18 protein-coding genes are annotated in these 19085 nt (G+C 72.3%); 14 read left to right on the top strand and 4 right to left on the bottom strand.

Going from position 1 to position 19085, the window contains the following annotated elements; translation table 11 throughout:
• Nucleotides 1-114: 114 nt before the first annotated feature.
• From DEJ49_RS35155 to DEJ49_RS35145, 3 genes are all read left to right on the top strand, one after another.
• A complete protein-coding gene (locus DEJ49_RS35155; protein WP_150188697.1) occupies nt 115-1659 on the top strand; it encodes an ATP-dependent DNA ligase in 1545 nt (514 codons plus the stop codon).
• An 87-nt stretch (nt 1660-1746) separates the two neighbouring features.
• Complete coding sequence (locus DEJ49_RS35150) at nt 1747-2232, top strand: cation:proton antiporter regulatory subunit (RefSeq protein WP_150175229.1); 486 nt, start codon at nt 1747-1749, stop codon at nt 2230-2232.
• 4 nt (nt 2233-2236) lie between these two features.
• Nucleotides 2237-3490 (top strand): cation:proton antiporter, encoded by a 1254-nt coding sequence (locus DEJ49_RS35145; protein ID WP_150187849.1) that lies wholly within the window; start codon nt 2237-2239, stop codon nt 3488-3490.
• An 81-nt stretch (nt 3491-3571) separates the two neighbouring features.
• Here DEJ49_RS35145 and DEJ49_RS35140 read toward each other — a convergent pair whose 3' ends face one another.
• A complete protein-coding gene (locus tag DEJ49_RS35140; protein WP_150187848.1) occupies nt 3572-4423 on the bottom strand; it encodes an alpha/beta fold hydrolase in 852 nt (283 codons plus the stop codon).
• Between the two features lie 230 nt (nt 4424-4653).
• On the opposite strand from DEJ49_RS35140, the gene DEJ49_RS35135 reads away from it, so the two are divergent.
• The 4 genes from DEJ49_RS35135 (at nt 4654) to DEJ49_RS35120 (ending at nt 9252) form a co-directional block, all read left to right on the top strand.
• Nucleotides 4654-5382 carry a hypothetical protein gene (locus DEJ49_RS35135; RefSeq protein ID WP_150187847.1) on the top strand — a complete coding sequence of 243 codons (729 nt, stop codon included), beginning with the start codon at nt 4654-4656 and terminating at the stop codon, nt 5380-5382.
• 98 nt (nt 5383-5480) lie between these two features.
• Complete coding sequence (locus tag DEJ49_RS35130; RefSeq protein ID WP_150187846.1) at nt 5481-6074, top strand: sigma-70 family RNA polymerase sigma factor; 594 nt, start codon at nt 5481-5483, stop codon at nt 6072-6074.
• A 100-nt stretch (nt 6075-6174) separates the two neighbouring features.
• Nucleotides 6175-7707, top strand: a complete 1533-nt coding sequence (locus DEJ49_RS35125; protein WP_150187845.1) for an MFS transporter — start codon at nt 6175-6177, stop codon at nt 7705-7707.
• 12 nt (nt 7708-7719) lie between these two features.
• The gene (locus tag DEJ49_RS35120; RefSeq protein ID WP_150187844.1) at nt 7720-9252 is read left to right on the top strand and encodes an MFS transporter; all 1533 of its coding nucleotides are present in this window, start codon (nt 7720-7722) and stop codon (nt 9250-9252) included.
• A gap of 44 nt (nt 9253-9296) precedes the next feature.
• Here the strand turns inward: DEJ49_RS35120 and DEJ49_RS35115 are convergent, their stop codons facing one another.
• Nucleotides 9297-9770 (bottom strand): GNAT family N-acetyltransferase, encoded by a 474-nt coding sequence (locus DEJ49_RS35115; RefSeq protein ID WP_150187843.1) that lies wholly within the window; start codon nt 9768-9770, stop codon nt 9297-9299.
• 263 nt (nt 9771-10033) lie between these two features.
• Between DEJ49_RS35115 and hemC the strand changes: the two genes are divergently transcribed.
• The 6 genes from hemC (at nt 10034) to DEJ49_RS35085 (ending at nt 16058) form a co-directional block, all read left to right on the top strand.
• The gene (gene hemC, locus DEJ49_RS35110; RefSeq protein WP_150187842.1) at nt 10034-10969 is read left to right on the top strand and encodes a hydroxymethylbilane synthase; all 936 of its coding nucleotides are present in this window, start codon (nt 10034-10036) and stop codon (nt 10967-10969) included.
• 102 nt (nt 10970-11071) lie between these two features.
• On the top strand, nt 11072-11887 hold the full coding sequence (locus DEJ49_RS35105; RefSeq protein ID WP_150187841.1) for an SGNH/GDSL hydrolase family protein: 816 nt from the start codon (nt 11072-11074) through the stop codon (nt 11885-11887).
• A 32-nt stretch (nt 11888-11919) separates the two neighbouring features.
• A complete protein-coding gene (locus DEJ49_RS35100; protein ID WP_150187840.1) occupies nt 11920-13155 on the top strand; it encodes an acyltransferase family protein in 1236 nt (411 codons plus the stop codon).
• A 73-nt stretch (nt 13156-13228) separates the two neighbouring features.
• Complete coding sequence (locus DEJ49_RS35095; RefSeq protein ID WP_150187839.1) at nt 13229-13993, top strand: response regulator transcription factor; 765 nt, start codon at nt 13229-13231, stop codon at nt 13991-13993.
• Entirely contained in the window at nt 13990-15507 is a 1518-nt protein-coding gene (locus DEJ49_RS35090; protein WP_150187838.1) for a sensor histidine kinase, read from the top strand. The genes DEJ49_RS35095 and DEJ49_RS35090 overlap by 4 nt, the downstream gene beginning before the upstream one ends.
• Entirely contained in the window at nt 15504-16058 is a 555-nt protein-coding gene (locus DEJ49_RS35085) for a GerMN domain-containing protein (RefSeq protein WP_150187837.1), read from the top strand. Before DEJ49_RS35090 ends, DEJ49_RS35085 begins: the two co-directional genes overlap by 4 nt.
• Nucleotides 16059-16083: 25 nt before the next feature.
• Here the strand turns inward: DEJ49_RS35085 and DEJ49_RS35080 are convergent, their stop codons facing one another.
• Nucleotides 16084-16668 (bottom strand): CGNR zinc finger domain-containing protein, encoded by a 585-nt coding sequence (locus DEJ49_RS35080; protein WP_150187836.1) that lies wholly within the window; start codon nt 16666-16668, stop codon nt 16084-16086.
• 105 nt (nt 16669-16773) lie between these two features.
• Between DEJ49_RS35080 and DEJ49_RS35075 the strand changes: the two genes are divergently transcribed.
• The gene (locus tag DEJ49_RS35075; RefSeq protein WP_150187835.1) at nt 16774-17961 is read left to right on the top strand and encodes an epoxide hydrolase family protein; all 1188 of its coding nucleotides are present in this window, start codon (nt 16774-16776) and stop codon (nt 17959-17961) included.
• A 6-nt stretch (nt 17962-17967) separates the two neighbouring features.
• Here DEJ49_RS35075 and DEJ49_RS35070 read toward each other — a convergent pair whose 3' ends face one another.
• Nucleotides 17968-19020: a Ku protein gene (locus DEJ49_RS35070; RefSeq protein WP_150187834.1), complete on the bottom strand. Its 1053-nt coding sequence runs from the start codon at nt 19018-19020 to the stop codon at nt 17968-17970.
• Between the last annotated feature and the right edge of the window lie 65 nt (nt 19021-19085).

Below are 19085 nucleotides of genomic sequence, written 5' to 3'. Positions count from 1 at the left end.
ACCCGTCTCGCTTCGCCCGGAACCGTCACGTCCGCCCGTGTGCCCACCTCGGGCGAATGCACGCGTGCTCTCGGGAAACATGCACCCCACGCGCCCCCGATGGAGGATGGCCTCATGCTGCTCGCCCGGCTCGCCCACGTGTCCAAGGAAGTGGCCGCCACCTCGGCGCGGTCCCGGAAGATCGCGCTGCTCGCCGAGTTGTTCCGGGCCGCGGAGCCTGACGACGTGCCGATCGCCATTCCCTATCTCTCGGGGCGGCTGCCCCAGGGGCGTCTCGGGATCGGGTGGAGCACGCTCAAGCACGCGGTGCCGCCCGCCGACGCGCCGACGCTGACGGTGCGCGGGGTGGACGAGGCGTTGACCGCGATCGGAGCGGTGGCCGGCGCGGGGTCGCAGGGGGAACGCAAGCGGCTGGTCGGTGAGCTGATGGGCGCGGCCACCGAGGACGAGCAGCGGTTCCTGATCGGGCTCCTGACCGGTGAGGTCCGCCAGGGCGCACTGGACGCGGTGGCGGTCGAGGGGCTCGCCGTGGCCACGGAGATTCCGTCGGACGCGGTACGGCGCGCGGTCATGCTCGCCGGGTCCGTGAGCCCCGTCGCCCAGGCACTGCTCGCGGAGGGCGCGGAGGCTCTGGACGAGTTCCGGCTGACCGTGGGCCGGCCGATCCTGCCGATGCTCGCGCACAGCGCCGGTTCCGTCGCGGAGGGCATCGACAAGCTGGGGGCGTGCGCGGTCGAGGAGAAGCTGGACGGCATCCGCGTGCAGGTGCACAGGGACGGGGACGACGTACGCGTCTACACCCGCACCCTGGACGACATCACCGACCGCCTGCCCGAGCTGACGGCCGCCGCGCTCGGTCTGGACGGCTCGCACTTCATCCTGGACGGCGAGGTCATCGCGCTGGGCGCGGACGGGCGGCCCCGGCCGTTCCAGGAGATCGCGGGTCGTGTCGGGTCTCGCGTGGACGTATCGACAGCGGCGGCGGAGCTGCCACTCTCCCCCGTCTTCTTCGACGCCCTGTCCGTGGCGGGGCGGGACCTTCTCGACCTGCCGTTCAGCGAGCGCCACGCCGAACTGGCGGCGCTGGTGCCCGAACCCATGCGGGTGCGGCGCACGCTCGTCACCGACCCGGACGACGAGCGGCAGCGCGGCGAGGCCCAGGAGTTCTTCGAGGCGACGCTGGGGCGCGGCCACGAGGGTGTCGTACTGAAGGGGCTCGACGCCCCTTACAGCGCGGGGCGCCGGGGCGCGTCCTGGCTGAAGCTCAAACCGGTGCACACCCTGGACCTGGTGGTGCTCGCCGCCGAGTGGGGCCACGGGCGCCGCACCGGCAAGCTGTCCAACCTGCATCTGGGCGCGCGACGGCCCGACGGCTCGTTCGCCATGCTGGGCAAGACCTTCAAGGGCATGACGGACGCCATGCTCGCCTGGCAGACCGAGCACCTGCGGGGCCTGGCGGTCGAGGAGAACGGCTACGTGGTGAAGGTGCGCCCCGAACTCGTCGTGGAGATCGCCTACGACGGACTCCAGAAGTCCACGCGCTACCCGGCAGGCGTCACGCTCCGCTTCGCCAGGGTCCTCCGCTACCGCGAGGACAAGTCCCCGGAGGAGGCGGACACCGTGGAGACGGTACTGCGGAACGGGCCCGGCGGAGCATAGCGAAGCATTGGGTGGATTTTGCCAATCCTTGGCCCCGATAGGGTGACAGGTCGGGGGAGATCCATCCATCACGCAAGGGGAGAAGCTGTGCCCGCCTCACGCCTCAGCCGTACGCCGCTTCCTGGCATCGGCATCCGGTACGACCTCACGACCCGAGAACAGCAGCGCCTCTCGGTGATCGCGCACCGGGACGGAGCACGGACGCTGAGCGCCTACCGGTCCGACGACCCGGACGAGTGCGCGCTGTCGACGCGGCTGAGCTCCGGTGAGGCCGACGCGCTCATCGACGCCCTCATGCCCTCGCACCACAGCCCGACCCTCCTGCACACCACGGACCTGGGTCTGGTCGCCGAGCGTGTCCTGCTCTCGGCGACCTCGCACTGGAACGGCCGGCTCCTCGGCGAGACCCGGATGCGGACCGAGACGGGTGTGTCGATCGTGGCCGTGCTGCGCAGGGCCGACGCCATTCCGTCGCCCGCCCCCGACTTCCGCCTCGCGGGCGGGGACACCCTGATCGTCATCGGGACGCGCGAAGGCGTCGAGACGGCCGCGACGATACTCGGGCGGGAGTGACCGTATGCATTCCGCTGTCTTTCTGATCGAGTTCGGCGCGATCATCCTCGCCCTCGGTCTGCTCGGCCGGTTCGCGGGCCGCTTCCGGTTCTCGCCGATCCCGCTGTATCTGCTCGCCGGCCTCGCGTTCGGCGAGGGCGGGCTGCTGCCGCTGGGCGCCAGCGAGGAGTTCGTCGCCATCGGCGCCGAGATCGGCGTCATCCTTCTGCTGCTGATGCTCGGCCTCGAATACACGGCCAACGATCTCGTCAGCAACCTCAAGACGCAGTACCCGGCCGGTCTGGTCGACTGCACCCTCAACGCGCTGCCCGGCGCCATCGCCGCGCTGCTCATGGGCTGGGGTCCGGTCGCCGCCGTGGTGCTCGCCGGTGTCACCTGGATCTCGTCGTCCGGCGTCATCGCCAAGGTCCTCGGCGACCTCGGCCGGCTCGGCAACCGCGAGACACCCGTCATCCTCAGCGTCCTGGTCCTCGAAGACCTGGCGATGGCCGTCTACCTGCCCATCATCACCGCCCTGCTGGCGGGCGTCGGTCTCGCGGCCGGCAGCCTCACGCTCGCCATCGCCCTGGGCGCCGCAGGCATCGTCCTCTTCATCGCGGTGCGCTACGGCCGGCTCATCTCGCGGTTCGTCTCCAGCGACGACCCCGAGAAGCTGCTCCTGGTGGTGCTTGGTCTGACCATCCTCGTCGCAGGGATCGCACAGCAGCTCCAGGTGTCCGCGGCCGTCGGCGCGTTCCTGGTCGGCATCGCGCTCTCCGGCGAGGTCGCCGAGGGCGCGCACTCGCTGCTCGCGCCGCTGCGCGACCTCTTCGCGGCCGTCTTCTTCGTCTTCTTCGGGCTGCACACCGACCCGTCGAGCATCCCGCCGGTGCTGCTGCCCGCGCTCGCGCTCGCCGTCGTCACCGCTCTGACGAAGATCGCGACCGGCTACTGGGCGGCCCGCCGCGCGGGCGTCTCGGTCAAGGGCCGCTGGCGGGCGGGCGGCGCGCTGGTGGCGCGCGGCGAGTTCTCCATCGTCATCGCCGGGCTCGCGGTCGCGGCGGGCATCGAGCCCTCGCTCGGGCCGCTGGCCACGGCGTACGTCCTGATCCTCGTGATCGTCGGACCGCTGACCGCCCGTTACACGCAGCCGATCGCGGCGTACGTGGGCGGCGTACTGGCACGGCGTCGCACCCCGGCCGCCGAGTCCGTGCAGGTGCCCGCACCGCGGGACACGGTCGAGGCGCTGGACGGACAGGACGCGGCCGACCGGTCCTAGGGCCTACCGGTGGCCGCTGATGTGACCGCGGGCGGCACGGGGGAGGCAGCCCTCCCCCGTGCCGCCCGAGTCGTGCGACGACTACCCGCCGATGCATCTGGGCCCGAAGGCCGCGTCGGCAGGGCCCTCGCGGTCCAGCGCGTTCAGCACCCACTGCGCGACGACGGGGTCCTTCGTGGCCTGGTCGTGCAGGAACGGGTCCAGGGGACAGCGGTCCTGGAGGACGACGTTGGTGACGTGCTCCTCGGGACCGTTCAACAGGGCGCTGGTGTAGGGGACGACGACCTCGTCGTACCGCGTGGTGACGACCGTGTAGTCGGGACCGGCCGGTGTCTCGGTCCCTTCGTTGAGCCTCGCGAGCAGCTCGGACCCCGTCATCTGGTCGAGGCAGGCCGGACAGGCGATGTCGCCGAGCGGCTTGGCGAGGGGGTTGGACGTGCCGTGGTTGGACGGCACGATGCCGACCAGGTCGTCGACCTTGTCCGCGCCGCCGAGGAACTTCACGTAGTAGCGCGGCATCATGCCGCCCTGGCTGTGCCCGACGAGGTCGACCTTCGCCGCCCCCGTGGCGGCGCGGACGGCCTCGACGAAGTCCTTGAGCTCCGCGGCGGACCGCGGGACCGAAGCGGTCGCCATTTTTCCGTAGTTGAACGCGAAGACGCAGTAGCCCGCCCTCTTCAGCCGGGGCGAGAGCGTGGCCCAGTTCTCCGCCATCAGCTTGAACGTGCCGTTGACCAGGACGACGGGCTGCGGGTGCGCCGCGTCCGGCTTGCAGGACCAGTCGTTGGCGCCGCGGGGCGGGACGTCCAGGATCGAGGTCGGCGCGGAGGCGGGGGCTGAGGAGGCGTGGGCCGGGGCGGTGAGGCCCACGCCTCCGAGGGCGAGGGCGGCCGCGGCGGTCAGCAGGGACCGTACGGCGATACGCAGGTGCATCGGCATTCCCAACGGTGAAGGGGGGCTGGTAACGAACGGCGTTCGACAATGCCGACCGCTGGCCGTGATCATTTTCGATGCGCGCGCACCGCGTCAAGGGGGTTACCGACCGGTACACATTCATCGTGCCCGGAAGGAAACCTTCCGATCCTCGGGCGGCACACGGGCAGTTCGGGCAGTTCACGGACTCGCCTCCCACGAGCCCACCCCGGCCTGGCACGATGCTCTCCATGACCACTGGGCCGGTGTTCCGCCTCGCACGAGCCGCGATGTTCGCGGCCGTGTGCGTGGTGGCCACGGCCCTGGGTCACGCGGTCATGTCCGGCGCCGCGCTGCCCTGGTGGGCCGTGGGGTACGCGTTCGCCGCCACGGCCGCCGCCGCGTGGTGGCTGACGGGGCGCGAGCGCGGGGCGGCCGCGGTCATCGGCGCCACGATCGCGGCGCAGCTGTGTCTGCACGAACTGTTCGGTCTGGCGCAGCGGATGGCCGGTCCGTCGGGCGGGGGCGGGGCGCCGGTGGGCGCGCGGGGTCACCCCGACGACGGCATGAACCACATGAACCATCCGATGCCGATGAGCACGCCGTCGCCGGGTTCCTCCGGCGGCGGCTCGTCCGCCGTTTCGACGCACTCCGCCGCCATGCCCGACGACGGCCTGTCCCACTGGGTCATGTCCGTCTTCGGGCACAGCGGCTTCGGCATGTTCCTCGCCCACGTCGTCGCGGCGCTGCTCTGCGCCCTGTGGCTGTGGCGCGGCGAGGCCGCCGTGTTCCGTACGGGACGTGCGCTCGCCGCCGCCGTGTTCGTGCCGCTGCGGTTCGTCCTCGCGGTCGTCGTCGCGGCCCTCCCGCCGACGCCGCCGCACGTCGCCACGCGCGTGCCCGTGCCGCGGCTGCGCGGGGTCCTTCTCCAGCACGTCGTATCGCGCAGAGGTCCACCGGTCCTTCCGGTCAGTTCCTGAAACCGCCCGCACCCCTCGGTGCCGGGCGGGTCTTCGGCGTCCCGCCACGGAGGCAGGGCGCCGCTCTCCGAACTCCCTTCACCGAAGGACCTCTTGCGATGACACCTGCCCTTTTGCGGTCCCGGCCCGGCATCGACCCGACCCGCGACGAGCTGACCACGCAGTGGGCGCTCGCGGCCCGTGACGGCGACGCCCAGGCGTTCGAGCAGTTCGTGCGGGCCACGCGCCGCGACGTCTGGCGCTTCGTCGCCCACCTCAGCGGTGACCTGCACGGCGCCGACGACCTGACCCAGGAGACGTACCTCCGTGCCCTGACCGCGCTGCCCGGCTTCGCCGCGCGGTCGAGCGCCCGCACCTGGCTGCTCGCCATCGCGCGCCGCGTGGTCGCCGACCGCTTCCGCTCGGCGGCGGCCCGGCCCCGCATCGCCGACACCGGCGACTGGCAGGCGGCCGCGGAACGGGCCCAGCCGCACGGCCTGCCGGGCTTCGACGAGGGCGTGGCCCTGCTCGACCTCCTGGAGACCCTCGACGCGCCGCGCCGCGAGGCGTTCGTCCTGACGCAGCTCGCCGGGCTGCCGTACGCGGACGCGGCGGACGCCGTCGGCTGTCCGATCGGCACGGTGCGTTCGCGTGTGGCGCGGGCCAGGGAACGGGTGAGCGAGCTGCTGCTCGCGGCGGACGACGCCGCGTAGCGGTACGCACCCACCGCGGCCGGGGCTTCGCGACAGGCCCCGGTCGCGGCCTCCGAGCAGGACGTTTAGCGTGGTGCGGGGGTGTCTGGAGGTCGTCGCCATGGACCGTGAAGCCATACCGGCGCCGGAACCCGCTCCGGCGTCCGATCCCGCGCGTGAGGCCGGAGCGTCCGTGCCGCACACGGGAGGCGGGCGGCACGAACACCGCTGGCTGATCCTCGCGGTGGTCGGCATCGCCCAGCTCATGGTGGTGCTCGACGCGACGATCGTGAACATCGCGCTGCCCTCGGCCCAGAAGGACCTGGGTTTCTCCGACGGCAACCGCCAGTGGATCGTCACCGCGTACGCGCTCGCCTTCGGCTCCCTGCTGCTGCTCGGCGGGCGCATCGCCGACCTGGTGGGCCGCAAGGTCGTCTTCCTCGCCGGTCTCGCCGGGTTCGCGGTGGCGTCCGCGATCGGCGGCGCGGCGACGAGCTTCTCGATGCTGGTGGCCGCCCGCGCCCTGCAGGGCGTCTTCGGCGCGCTGCTCGCGCCCGCGGCCCTGTCGCTGCTCACGACGACGTTCACCGATCCGCGGGAGCGCGCCAAGGCGTTCGGCATCTACGGCGCGATCGCGGGCGCGGGCGGCGCGGTGGGGCTGCTGCTCGGCGGCGTCCTCACGGAGTATCTGAACTGGCGCTGGTGCCTGTACGTGAACCTCGCGTTCGCCCTGGTCGCCATGGTCGGCGGCGCGCGGCTGCTGCACGCGGGCGCTCCCCCGGACCGGCCCAGGCTCGACGTGCCGGGCACGCTGCTGGTGTCGGCGGGACTCTTCTGCATCGTGTACGGCTTCTCCAACGCCGAGACGCACGCCTGGAGTGACGTGTTGACCTGGGGGTTCCTGGTCGTCGGCGCGGTGCTCCTGGTGCTGTTCGCGTGGTGGCAGACACGGGCCGCGCATCCGCTGCTGCCGCTGCGGGTGGTCCTCGACCGGGACCGCGGGGCGTCGTTCCTCGCGATGTTCATCTCGGGTGCCGGCATGTTCGGCGTGTTCCTGTTCCTCACGTATTACTTGCAGCAGATCCTGCAGTACACGCCCGTCAAGACCGGCCTGGCCTTCCTGCCCATGGTGGCCGTGATGGTGGTGGCCTCCGTGGTGACCACCAACAACCTGGTGCCGCGGGTCGGCGCGAAGCCGATCGTGCCGCTGGGCATGGGACTTTCGGCGGCGGGCATGGCCTGGCTCACCGCCCTGGACGTGTCCAGCGGTTACGCCGCGCACGTCCTGCCGCCGCTGCTGGTCGCCGGGCTGGGTCTGGGTCTGATCTTCGCGCCGGCGATGAGCATGGCGACGGCCGGTGTCGCCGCCCATGACGCGGGCGTGGCCTCTGCGATGGTCAACACCAGCCAGCAGGTGGGCGGTTCGATCGGCACGGCCCTGCTGAACACGCTCGCGACCACGGCCGCCTCCAACTACCTGGTGGGCAGGAAGCCGAGCCCCCAGGTGCAGGCGCAGGCGGCGATGCAGTCGTACTCGACCGCGTACTGGTGGTCGGCCCTCTTCTTCGCGATCGGCCTCGTCGTTACGGTGATCCTGTACCGCAGAGGCGCGCCGAGACCGACGGAGACGGGCAGCGGCGCGGTCCACATGTAGGGCGGAGGCGCGATGGGTTCGGGCCCTGGCACGGAGCAGGCCGCGGGCGGGGTCGCCCTCGCGTCGGCCCGCGGTCGCTGGGTGCTGCTGTGCGCGGTGCTCGCGTCGGGCATGGCGTTGCTGGACGGCACGGTCGTCAACGTCGCCCTCCCGACGCTCGGCAGGGACCTCGGCACGTCCCTCTCGGCCCTGCAGTGGGTCGTCAACGCCTACATGCTCACGCTCTCCGCGCTGCTGCTCCTCGGCGGCGCGCTCGGCGACCGCATCGGGCGGCGGCGCACGCTCGTCATCGGCGTGGTGTGGTTCGCGGCGGCCTCCGCGCTGTGCGGGCTCGCGCAGGACGCCGGGACGCTCATCGCGGCCCGCGCGCTCCAGGGCGTCGGCGGGGCGCTGCTGACGCCCGGTTCGCTCGCGCTGGTCCGCGCCTCCTACCGCCCGGACGACCAGGCTCGCGCGGTGGGCGCGTGGTCGGGGCTCGGCGGGGTGGCCGGGGCGGTCGGGCCGTTCCTGGGCGGCTGGCTCATCGACGGGCCCGGCTGGCGGTGGATCTTCCTGATCAACGTGCCGCTGGCCGCGCTGGTCCTGTTCGCGGTCCGGCACGTGCCGGAGAGCCGCGACGAGACGGCGGCGCAGCAGCCGTTCGACGTGCCCGGCGCCTGCCTCGCCGCGCTGTTCCTCGCGGGCGTCAGCTTCGCGCTGATCGGCGCGTCCGGGGACACGTCGGCGGCCGGAGTGATCGTGCCGGGGGTGCTGGGGCTCGCGGCCGGCGCGGTCTTCGTCCTGGTCGAACACCGCCGACGGAATCCGATGCTGCCCCTCGAACTGTTCCGCTCGCGCCTGTTCACCGCGGCGAACGTGATGACGCTGTGCCTGTACGCGGCCATCGGCGGCATCCTGTTCATGCTGCCGGTGCAGTTGCAGACGACGCTCGGCTACGACGCGTTGCGGGCGGGCACGGCGACGCTGCCGATCACCGTCCTGATGCTGCTCCTGTCCGCGTCCGCGGGCGACCTGGCACGGCGCCTCGGCCCGCGGCTGCCGCTCGTCGCGGGACCGCTGGTGGCCGCCGCGGGGGTTCTGCTGATGCTGCGGGTGCGGCCCGGCGCGGCGTACGTCACCGAGGTGCTGCCCGCGGTGGTCGTCCTCGGTCTCGGCATGAGCCTCTTCGTGGCGCCGCTCACGGCGACCGTCCTCGCCTCCGTCGATGCGAGCCGGGCGGGGCTGGCCAGCGGCGTCAACAACACGGCGGCGCGCATCGCGCAGCTGCTCGTCGTCGCCGGGCTGCCGCTCGCGGTCGGCCTGTCGGGCACGGCGTACGCGGATCCGGACGCGATGAACGCGTCCTTCGGCGAGGCGGCGGTGGGCTGCGCGGCGCTGTTCGGCCTCGCGGCGGCCGCGGCCGCGGTGTTCGTCCGGCCGGGCCGGACGGCGGCCTGGCACGGCGAGGACGGCGAACGAGGCGGACACGGCAGCGAGCCGCAGTGCAGGACGTGCTGCGGGGTCGAGGCGCCGCCACTGGAGCCCGGCGGACGTACCGGGGAGTGACCGCCCGAGCTTCTGACAGGAAGCGGGTCACGAGATGGGTGCGGTCACCGTGCTGTCTCGCGTACGAACAGCGTCACCGACACGCTCGCCTCGAAGCCGTTGCTCCGCATCAGCGCCGCCGACGCCGTGTTGCGGGACTCGACGTCGGTGACGACGGCGCTCGCGCCCGCCTCCGTGAGCGTCGCGCAGCAGGCCTTCACGAGGCGGCTCGCGATGCCCTGCCCCTGGTACTCGGGGGCGCTCGCGATCCACTCCAGGTTGCCCCAGTCCGTGCGCTGGTCGAAGCCCATCGAGCCGAGGACGTAGCCGGCGAGACGGTCCCCGGCGAGCGCGACCCAGCACGCGGACGCCTCGCCGTCCGCATGGCGGGCGATCGCGGAGAGGGACCAGGACGTGTACGGCTTCACCGACGTGTCGTAGACGCGGCGGCCCAGCGCGAGCACGTCGGCCAGATGGGTGGCCCGCATCGGTTCGAGGACGATCTCCGTCCGGCGCTCCGGCGCGGCGGGGCTGGTCATGGGGCCTCCCAGGGGCGGTGCGGCGCCGGGGCCGCGGCTGCGTGCCACCTCACGCTATGAGGCGGCGGGGACTCACGCACGCCGGGCGACCGCACGGGCCCGCGCCCGGGACCGTCCCGCGGACGGCGAACGAAACGCCGACCCCGGCGCGCCGGTCGGGTGCTCACCCCGCCCCTCGTGCGCCAACTCCCCCGCTCCTACGAGCCTTTGATCAGTTGGACGTGTGTCCGAGGCACCCCTTCGGAGCCCTTATCGTGGACGGCATGTCCGTTCCTGAGCTCATCCGCATCGTCTCCCGCTCCTCCCCCATGGCCCTCGCCCAGGTGGAGCGTGTCCGCACCGAACTCGCCGCACTGCACCCCGGCATCCGTACCGAGGTCGTGCCGGTCACCACCTCGGGGGACCGCTGGATGGGCGATCTCGCGGCGCTCGGCGGCAAGGGAGCGTTCACCAAGGAGGTCGACGCGGCGCTGCTCGCCGGTGAGGCGGACCTCGCGGTGCACTGTGTCAAGGACGTACCCGCGGACCGGCCCCTCCCCGCAGGCACCACGTTCGCCGCGTTCCTCAAGCGGGACGACATCAGGGACGCGCTCATCCACCCGGACGGCCTCACCCTCGACGAGCTGCCCGCCGGTACCCGCATCGGCACGTCGTCGGTACGCCGTGTGGCGCAACTCGCCGCCTCGCACCCGGAGTTGGAGTGTGTGCCGATGCGCGGGAACGCGGGCCGCCGCCTGGCGAAGCTCGCGGCGGGCGACGCGGACGCGCTGCTGCTCGCCCAGTCGGGCCTCGACCGCATCGGCCGCCCCGAGCTGGCCAGCGAGATCCTGTCAGTGGAGACGATGTGCCCGCCGATCGGTGCGGGCATCCTCGCCCTGCAGTGCCGCGAGGACGACACCGCGACCATCGACGCCGTGTCGGACCTGGGCGACAAGGACGCCTGGCGGGAGGCGACCGCGGAGCGCATGTTCCTGCACGTCCTGCAGGGGCACTGCAATTCGCCGATCGCCGGGTACGCCCGTTCGGAGGGGGGCGGCGATCTGTCGCTGCGCGCCTGCGTGTTCACGCCCGACGGCAAGACGGTGCTGAACGCCCACGAGTGGGCGGGTCCGCTCGACCCCGCGACGCTCGGCACGTCGGTCGCCGTGGCGCTGCTGCGGCAGGGGGCGCGCGAGCTGATCGACGGCATCGCCCACTGATGTGACCGCGTCCCTCGTTGCGTATGACGGGAGCTCTCCCGCTGTGTGATGAAACGATGACAGCGTCCCTGAGCTGCGGTTCCACGGGTTTCGCTGGACGGCATGAACCACGAGAACACTGCCTCCAAGAACCCGCTGCGGCGCTCCGCCGCCCTTGCGCTGACCGCCGCGGTGAGCGTCACCGTCCTTGCCGCCTGCGGCGGCGGCACGTCGGGCACGTCCGACGGTGACGGCGGCGCGGGCGGCGGGAGCAAGAACGCCGACGCGCACACGAACACGGACGCGCCGCGTGTCCTCTGGATGGGCGACTCCATCGCCGGTGCCGAGGCCCCGGCGCTCGGCGCGGCGCTGAAGGCCGGCGCCGTCCCCTTCAAGTCGATGGCGGCCGACGGCGGCGGTGGCGTCGTCGGCGACGTGGCCGGGCCCACCTGGGACGAGCTGCCGAAGGAGCTCGCGTCCTTCAAGCCGGACGTCGTCGCGTACCAGATCACCACCTACGACTGGGGCACGCCGGACGCACAGCGCGCCGCCTACGACAAGCTGGCCAAGACCGTCGGTGACGCGGGCGCCGACCTCGTTCTCGTCACCGCGCCCCCCTTCAAGATCGACACGTTCTACAAGCCGCACGCGGCCGAGATCAAGACCGCCCCGAAGTCCGCCGCGGCCGTGGCCGACCGGCACAAGAAGAAGGTCCACTTCCTCGACGCCGCCGCCCTGTGGGGCACCGACGGCACGGCCCCCAAGGCGCAGCGCAGCAAGGACGGCGTCCACTCCTGCCAGCAGGGTTCGGCCGCGTTCGCGCAGTGGCTGACGAAGGAGCTGGGCCGTCTGTACTCGTTCACCCCCGCCCCGGCGGACCAGTGGGCGACCGGCTCGTGGACCGGCTCGAAGGTGTACGGCTCCTTGGGCTGCAAGTGACGCCCGCGCCCGCTGCCCCACATCCGCCGGCCATGCGCCACATCGCTCCGCTCGACGGGCTGCGGGGGCTCGCCGTCCTGGGGGTGCTGCTCTTCCATGCGGGCCGGTTCGACGGCGGCTTCCTCGGCGTCGACCTCTTCTTCGTGCTGTCCGGGTTCCTGATCACCGGCCTGCTCCTGGCGGAGGTCGCCCGGCACGGCCGCGTCGACCTGCTCGCCTTCTGGGGCCGCCGCGCCCGGCGCCTGCTGCCCGCCCTGGCGGTGACCGTGGCGGGGACGCTGCTCCTGGTGTGGGCCTTCGGCTCGGTGACCCTGCTGCGCCTCGGGCTCGACGACACGCCGTGGGTGCTGGGCAACCTCGCCAACTGGCACTACATCGCGGAGCAGGTCGGCTACTGGGACTCGGCGGACACGCGGGTGTTCAGCCATCTGTGGAGCATCGCGGTCGAGGAGCAGTTCTATCTGGTCTGGCCGCCGGTGCTGTGGCTGGTCGCTCTCGGGCCGGGTCGGCGCCGGGGCCGGTTTCCGGTTCCGCGCCGGGGGGCGGGGAGGCGGGCACGGTCCGGGGTCGACGGATGGGTCGCGGTGGTCGCGGCCGTCGGGGCGCTGGTCTCGCTGGCCCTCATGATCGCCTTCACGGGCCCCGTCGACACCACACGCGTGTACGAGGGCACGGACACCCGCGCGTTCTCGCTGCTGCTCGGGGCGCTGATGGCGACCGCTCCCGCGACCCGCCTCGTGGCGCGGCTCGGCTCCCGGGGCGCCTCGTGGGCGGCCCTGGTCCTGGCCTGCGGCATCGCGGCGTACTGGGCCATGGCCGACGGGCAGAACTCGCCCGACCTCTTCCGGGGCGGCCTGTTCCTGCACGCCCTGGCCGCCGCCCTGCTCATCGGCTGCCTCGCGCAGGCGCCGGGCGGGGCGGTCGGCCGGGTGGTGGGCAGTGCGCCGCTGCGCCGGCTCGGCACGGTCTCGTACAGCCTCTACCTGTGGCACTGGCCGGTCTTCGCCCTGCTGAGCGAGGAGCGTCTCGGCAGGACGGGCTGGGACCGGACGGCGATCGTCGTCGCCGTGTCCGTCGCGGCGGCCGTCCTGTCCACGTACCTGGTGGAGGACCCCGTGCGCTTCCGGGCCCGCTGGGCGCGCGGCCGCTCGGGCGCGGTCGCCCTGGTCGCCACGTTCGCCGTCCTTGTGGGGCTGTGGGCGGCCATTCCCGTGCCCCGGGCCGGGGCCGGGTCCGTGGACATCACGCAGCTCACCGCGGACGGCTGAGTCCACGTATGGAGACAAAGGGCCATTAAATGGGCGAAGATCGCAGAGAGATCACCGACGGGAGCACAGCGCCATGCCACGAGTTCTGCTGATCGAGGACGATCCCGCGGTGCAGAAAGGGGTGTCTCTGGCGCTGCGCCGCCGCGGTCACGAGCTGGAGGTGGCGGCGAGCGGCGAGACCGGGCTGCTCACGTTGGAGCGGTTCCGGCCCGATCTCGTGCTGCTCGACCTGATGCTGCCGGGCATGTCCGGTCTCGAGGTGTGCCGCCGTATCCGCGAGACCATGCAGCTGCCGATCATCATCCTGTCCGCGCGGGGCGACGACATCGACCTGGTCGTGGGTCTCGAGGCGGGCGCGGACGACTACATCGTCAAGCCCGCGAGCGGTGAGGTCATCGAAGCCCGCATGAAGGCCGTCCTCCGCCGCGTGGTTCCCCAGGACCCCGACGTCGATCCCGGCCGGGCCGGGCCTGCCGGTCAGGCCCGGCCGCACGGGCCGGAGCAGCACGGCGACCTCGCCCTCGACCGCAGCGCGCTGCTCGTGTTCAAGGAGGGCCGCGAACTGGCGCTCGCGCCCTCCGAGTTGAAACTGCTGCTCTTCCTCTCCGCGGCACCCGGTCAGGTGTTCAGCCGCCAGCACCTGTTGGAACAGGTGTGGGAGCACAGCTTCTACGGTGACGCCCGACTGGTCGACGCCTGTGTCATGCGGCTGCGCGGCAAGGTCGAGGACGACCCGCGCCATCCGGTGTACATCCAGACGGTGCGCGGCTTCGGGTACCGGTTCGGTCCCGTGCCCCGGCCGGACGGCGGGGAGCGGCCGCGTCAGGACGAGCGGTGAGGCTGCGGCCGCCCCGGGGCCTGCGCGTCCGCCTCGTCATCGCGTTCCTGCTCGTCTCGGCGCTGAGCGCGCTGATCACCGCCGCGCTCACGTTCCGTCAGGCGCGGTCCGCGATCCTCGACCGGACGCAGGACAACGCCGTGCACGAACTGCGCGCCCAGGTGGATTCCCTCGCCCCCGACCTGCCCTTCCCGCCCACCACGCAGGACTTGCGCAACTTCACCCGCCAGCTGGACCGGGCCGGCACGTCCCGCGACTGGCGGACCGCCGCGTCGTACCGGGGCGGGCCGCCGGTCAGCGCGCCGGGCGAGACACGGAAGACGGAGGTACCCGCCGCCCTGCGCACGGCCGTCGGGGAGGAGAAGGACGCGGTGGTCCGTCAGCGGGTCGAACATGACGGCACGCCATGGCTCGTCATCGGCATGCCCGTCCTGTACGGCACCGACGGTGCCGACGAGCGGCGCGCCGTGTCCGGCCTGGTGGTGTATGCCGACTTCTCCCTGGACGGCGACAAGGCCGACATCGCCGCGCTGGTCACCGCGGCGCAGGCGGGCGCGGTCCCCGCGCTCGTCATCGCCCTGGGCCCGGCTCTGTTCGCGGCGCGCCGCGTCCTGCGGCCCGTGCGGGGACTGCGCAACGGCGCCGAGAAGCTCGCGTCGGGCGACCTCGGCACCCGGCTGCCCGTGACCGGGCACGACGAACTGTCCGACCTCACCCGGACCTTCAACGCGATGGCGACGCACCTGGAGCAGGACGACGCGGAGCTGCGCCGCATGGAGGCCACCGCGCGCCGCTTCGCCGCAGACGTGGCGCACGAACTGCGGACGCCGCTCGCCGCCATGACGGCGGTGACCGAGGTCCTCGACGAGGACGCGCGCGGCGGGACGCTGCCCGCCGACACCGCCGATGCCGTCCTCCTCATCAGTGACGAGACCCGCAAGCTCGCCCGCATGGTCGAGGACCTGATGGAGGTGTCCCGCTTCGACGCGGGCGCCGCCACCCTGCACCTTGACGAGGTCGCCCTGCGCACGCTCGTCGAGAAGACCGTGCAGCTGCGCGGCTGGCAGACGCCGCCGGGCCGGGTCGTGGTGGAGGTGCCCGACGACGTACGCGTATCCGTCGATCCCCGCCGGATCGACGTCGTCCTGGCCAACCTGATCGGCAACGGACTGCGGCACGGTGCTCCTCCGGTCGTCGTCAGGGCACGGCGCGAGCCGGGTTCCGAGGCCCGGGACGCCGGAGGCGACGACCTCGTCGTCACGGTCATCGATCACGGCGCGGGCATTCCCGACGACGTACTGCCGCACGTCTTCGACCGTTTCTACAAGGCCGACGCGGCCCGTACCCGCTCCGAGGGAAGCGGTCTCGGCCTCGCCATCGCCGCCGAGAACGTCCGCCTGCACCACGGCACCCTCACCGCCGCCAACTCCCCCGAGGGCGGCGCGGAGTTCACCCTCACGCTCCCTCTCGCACTCCCCCGACCCGACGTACCCGAAGTGGAGGAAGGGCCATGAGGGCACGGCTCCCCCGCGGGTGGCTGTTCATCCTCGTCATGCTGGTCGTGGCGACCGGCTGCGGTGTCGGCACCACCGCACCGCAGAAGGCGGGCGCCCCCGCCTCCGGCATCCAGCGCCCCGGCACCCGCGCCGACCACGCGCGCCTCTACTTCGTGGGCCCCTACGGACTGCGCGCCACCACCCGCCCGACCGACCGCCCACTCCTCCCCCAGCAGGCCCTCGATCTCCTCCTGGAAGGCCCCACCGACGCGGAGCGCGAACGGGGACTCATCAGCGAAGTCCCGCCGATGAACGGCCGCCTGACGGCCACCGCGTCGGCTGCGGGCACCGTCGACATCTACCTTCCCGTGAACGTCGCGGAGCTGCAGATCGCCGCCGTCAGCCAGCTGGCCTGCACCGCCGCCCACTCCAAGGTCCCCGGCGACAAGCCGCCCACGGCCGTCGACATCCGCTTCCACGAGAATCTGGGCCGCTCCCCCGCGCCGTGGACCGTACGGTGTGACGCCGACGGCAACGTCCACCCGCTCACGGAGGACGCGCCCCGGTGACGACTACGGCGCCGAGCCGGCGTTCTTACGCCGATCGGTGTTCGCGTTCGCGAGCGTTCGCGTTCGCGTTGAAGCGCGCCTTCTTCTGGCGGTTCCCGCACGTGTTCATGTCGCACCACTTGCGGGTGCGGCTCTGGCTGGTGTCGAAGAAGGCGGCCCGGCAGGTCGGTGACGCGCACAGGGCCAGCTTTCCGTCGCGTTCGCCCGCGATGACGCTGATCGCGTCGGCGGCGACCACGCTGAGGGCGTCCTCCACGCCTGCTGTCGAGCCGCCGAGCAGCCAGCGTCGCTCGCCCTCGGGCGTCAGGACGGCCGCGGCCCGGCCCTGTGCGCTGCGGTCGTTGATGACCTGAACGGCGGCCGCGGGGAGAGCGTCCCGGAGCGCGGCCGCTGTCGCGGCGGCGTGAATCGACTCCCTGAGCTCACGTGCGAGGTCGAGCTGGGCAGGGGTGCAGGAGTCCACGGCGAGGCCGCTCACCGCGAGCCAGTCGACGAGTCGGCGCGGCACGGGAATGCGCTCCACCGGGTCGCCCTGACGCTCCGTGAGGGTCGCCGTGAAGCTGGTGGCCAGCACCTTGCCGAGGCGGAAGGCGGGGAACTCAGCGCGCATGGAACCACCTTAGCGGGTTGCGGCACGGCTCGGAGTACTGCTAGAACCGGCTTAGCCGGTTCGCGATGGAGCGCGGCCGGTTCCCCGCGACGGCCAGGAGGTCTCATGTCCGGTTCCACCGCCGACGGCGTACCTGCAGACGTGCACGCATTCACGTTCCGCGCGACCGACACGGACCTCGACGACCTGCGCGCACGACTGGCGGCGGCGCGGCTCCCCGAGGCCGAGACGGTCCATGGCGCCGGGCCCGGCCCGCGCCGCTGGGACCAGGGCGTTCCGCTCGCCGACCTGGTCCAAGTCGTCGACTACTGGCGCACGGAGTACGACTGGCGGGCGTTCGAGGAACGCCTCGATCGGATCGGCCAGTTCCGTACGACCATCGACGGCCTGGGCATCCACTTCCTGCACCGCCGGTCCCCGCGCGCGGATGCCACTCCCCTGCTCATGACGCACGGCTGGCCGGGCAGCATCGCCGAGTTCGTCGACGTGGTGGACGCGCTCGCGGATCCGGACGACGCGGACGCGCCCGCGTTCCACGTCGTGGTCCCGTCGCTCCCCGGCTTCGGCCACAGCGACAAGCCGGCCACCACAGGATGGGGCACCGAGAAGATCGCGGCCGCCTGGGTGGACCTGATGGGCAGGCTCGGCTACGACAGGTTCCTGGCCCACGGCGGTGACTGGGGAGGCAACATCACCACGGTTCTCGGCGGCAGGTTCCCGGCGCATGTCATCGGCGTCCACACGCTGTTCGCGGAGGCGCCGCCCGGCCTGACGACGGACGGGCTGACGGCGGCCGAGCGCGCATGGACCGAGGAGACCCGGGACTTCTGGCGTCACCGCGCGGCGTACGCGAAGCAGCAGGCGACCCGGCCGCAGACCATCGGCTACGCGCTCGTCGACTCGCCCGTCGGGCTTCTCGCCTGGATCCTCGACAAGTTCGCCGAGTGGACGGACACCGAGGACAGCCCGTTCGAGACGCTTTCCCTGGACAGGGTCCTCGACGACGTCACCCTGTACTGGCTGACGCGGACCGGCGCGTCGGCGGCCCGCATCTACTACGAGAGCCACAACTCCCTCGACCCCGAGCTCCGGGTCGATGTCCCGTCGGCCATCACGATGTATCCCCGCGACATCGAGAAGACGCCGCGCCCCTGGGCCCAGGAGCGGTACCGGCAGATCGTGCGGTGGAACGCGCCCGAACGCGGGGGTCACTTCCCGTCGATGGAGGTGCCGGAGTATTTCGTCGAGGATCTGCGGGCGGGCCTTGCGGCCGTGCTGGCCGTGAACGGGTGAACGGGATCAGGCCGCGCTCTTCTTGCCCCCGCGGCGTCCCGCACGGGACAGGGCGTCGATGAGCTCGTCCCTGGTCATCTTGGAGCGGCCCTCGATGTCCTGGTCCGCGGCGCGTTGGTAGAGCTCGCTCTTACTCAGCTCTTCCAGCTCGCTCTTGCTCGCGGCCTTGCTCGCGGCCTTGCTCTTGGTCCGTTGAGTGCGCTCGGCACCCTCGCTGTCCTTGCCACTCTTACTGCCCTTACTGCCCTTACTGCCCTTGCCATCCTTATTGGCTTTGCCGCCGCGAGCGCGGTCGAGGCTGCCCTGGAGGACTTCCATCAGGTCGACGACGTTGGTGGCCTCCGGTGCCTCCTCGGCGGTCGTGATCTCCTGACCCTCCGCCTTCGCGCGCACCAGCTCCCGCACCTTCTCCTGGTACGTGTCGTGGTACTTGGCCGGCTCCCAGGGCGCGTCCAGTGCGTCGATCAACTGGATCGCCATGTCACGCTCCTTGCCCTTGCCGGCCCGGGCCGAGGGCACCTCGGGGAGCTCCTGGACCGGGTCGCGGACCTCGTCCGCCCAGTGCAGGGTCTGCAGCACGAGCACCTTCTCGTCGGCCCGCAGCGCGGTCAGATACTGCTTGCCGCGCATCACGAACGTCGCGATGCCCGCCTTGCCGACCTCCGCGAGCGCCTCCCTCAGCAGCCCGTACACCTTGGTGTGGTCCTTGCCGCGCGGAGCGATGTAGTAGGTGCGGTCGAAGTAGACCGGGTCGATCTCGTCCAGGTCGACGAAGTCGCTGATGTCGATGGTCCGGGACCGGCCCGGGGCGACCTCGTCCAGCTCGTCGGGCTCGATGACGACGTACTCGCCCTCGGCCGCCTCGTACCCCTTGACGATGTCCTCGGTCTGCACCTCCTTGCCGGTGCGTTCGTTGACGCGCCGGTTGCGGATCCGGTCGGAGGTGCCGCGCTGGAGCTGGTGGAAGTGGACCGTGTGGTTCTCGACGGCGGTGTACAGGCCCACCGGCACGCTGACCAGCCCGAAGGTGATCACGCCGGTCCAGATCGCGCGTGCCATGTGCGCCCACTCCCGTCGTCATGCCCTGCTGGTCCCTGTCCGACCACGCTGGCACCGCCGGGCGC

It is taken from the genome of Streptomyces venezuelae (genome assembly GCF_008642335.1).
GTDB lineage: Bacteria > Actinomycetota > Actinomycetes > Streptomycetales > Streptomycetaceae > Streptomyces > Streptomyces venezuelae_F.
This window is presented reverse-complemented; position numbering and strand designations above follow the sequence as displayed.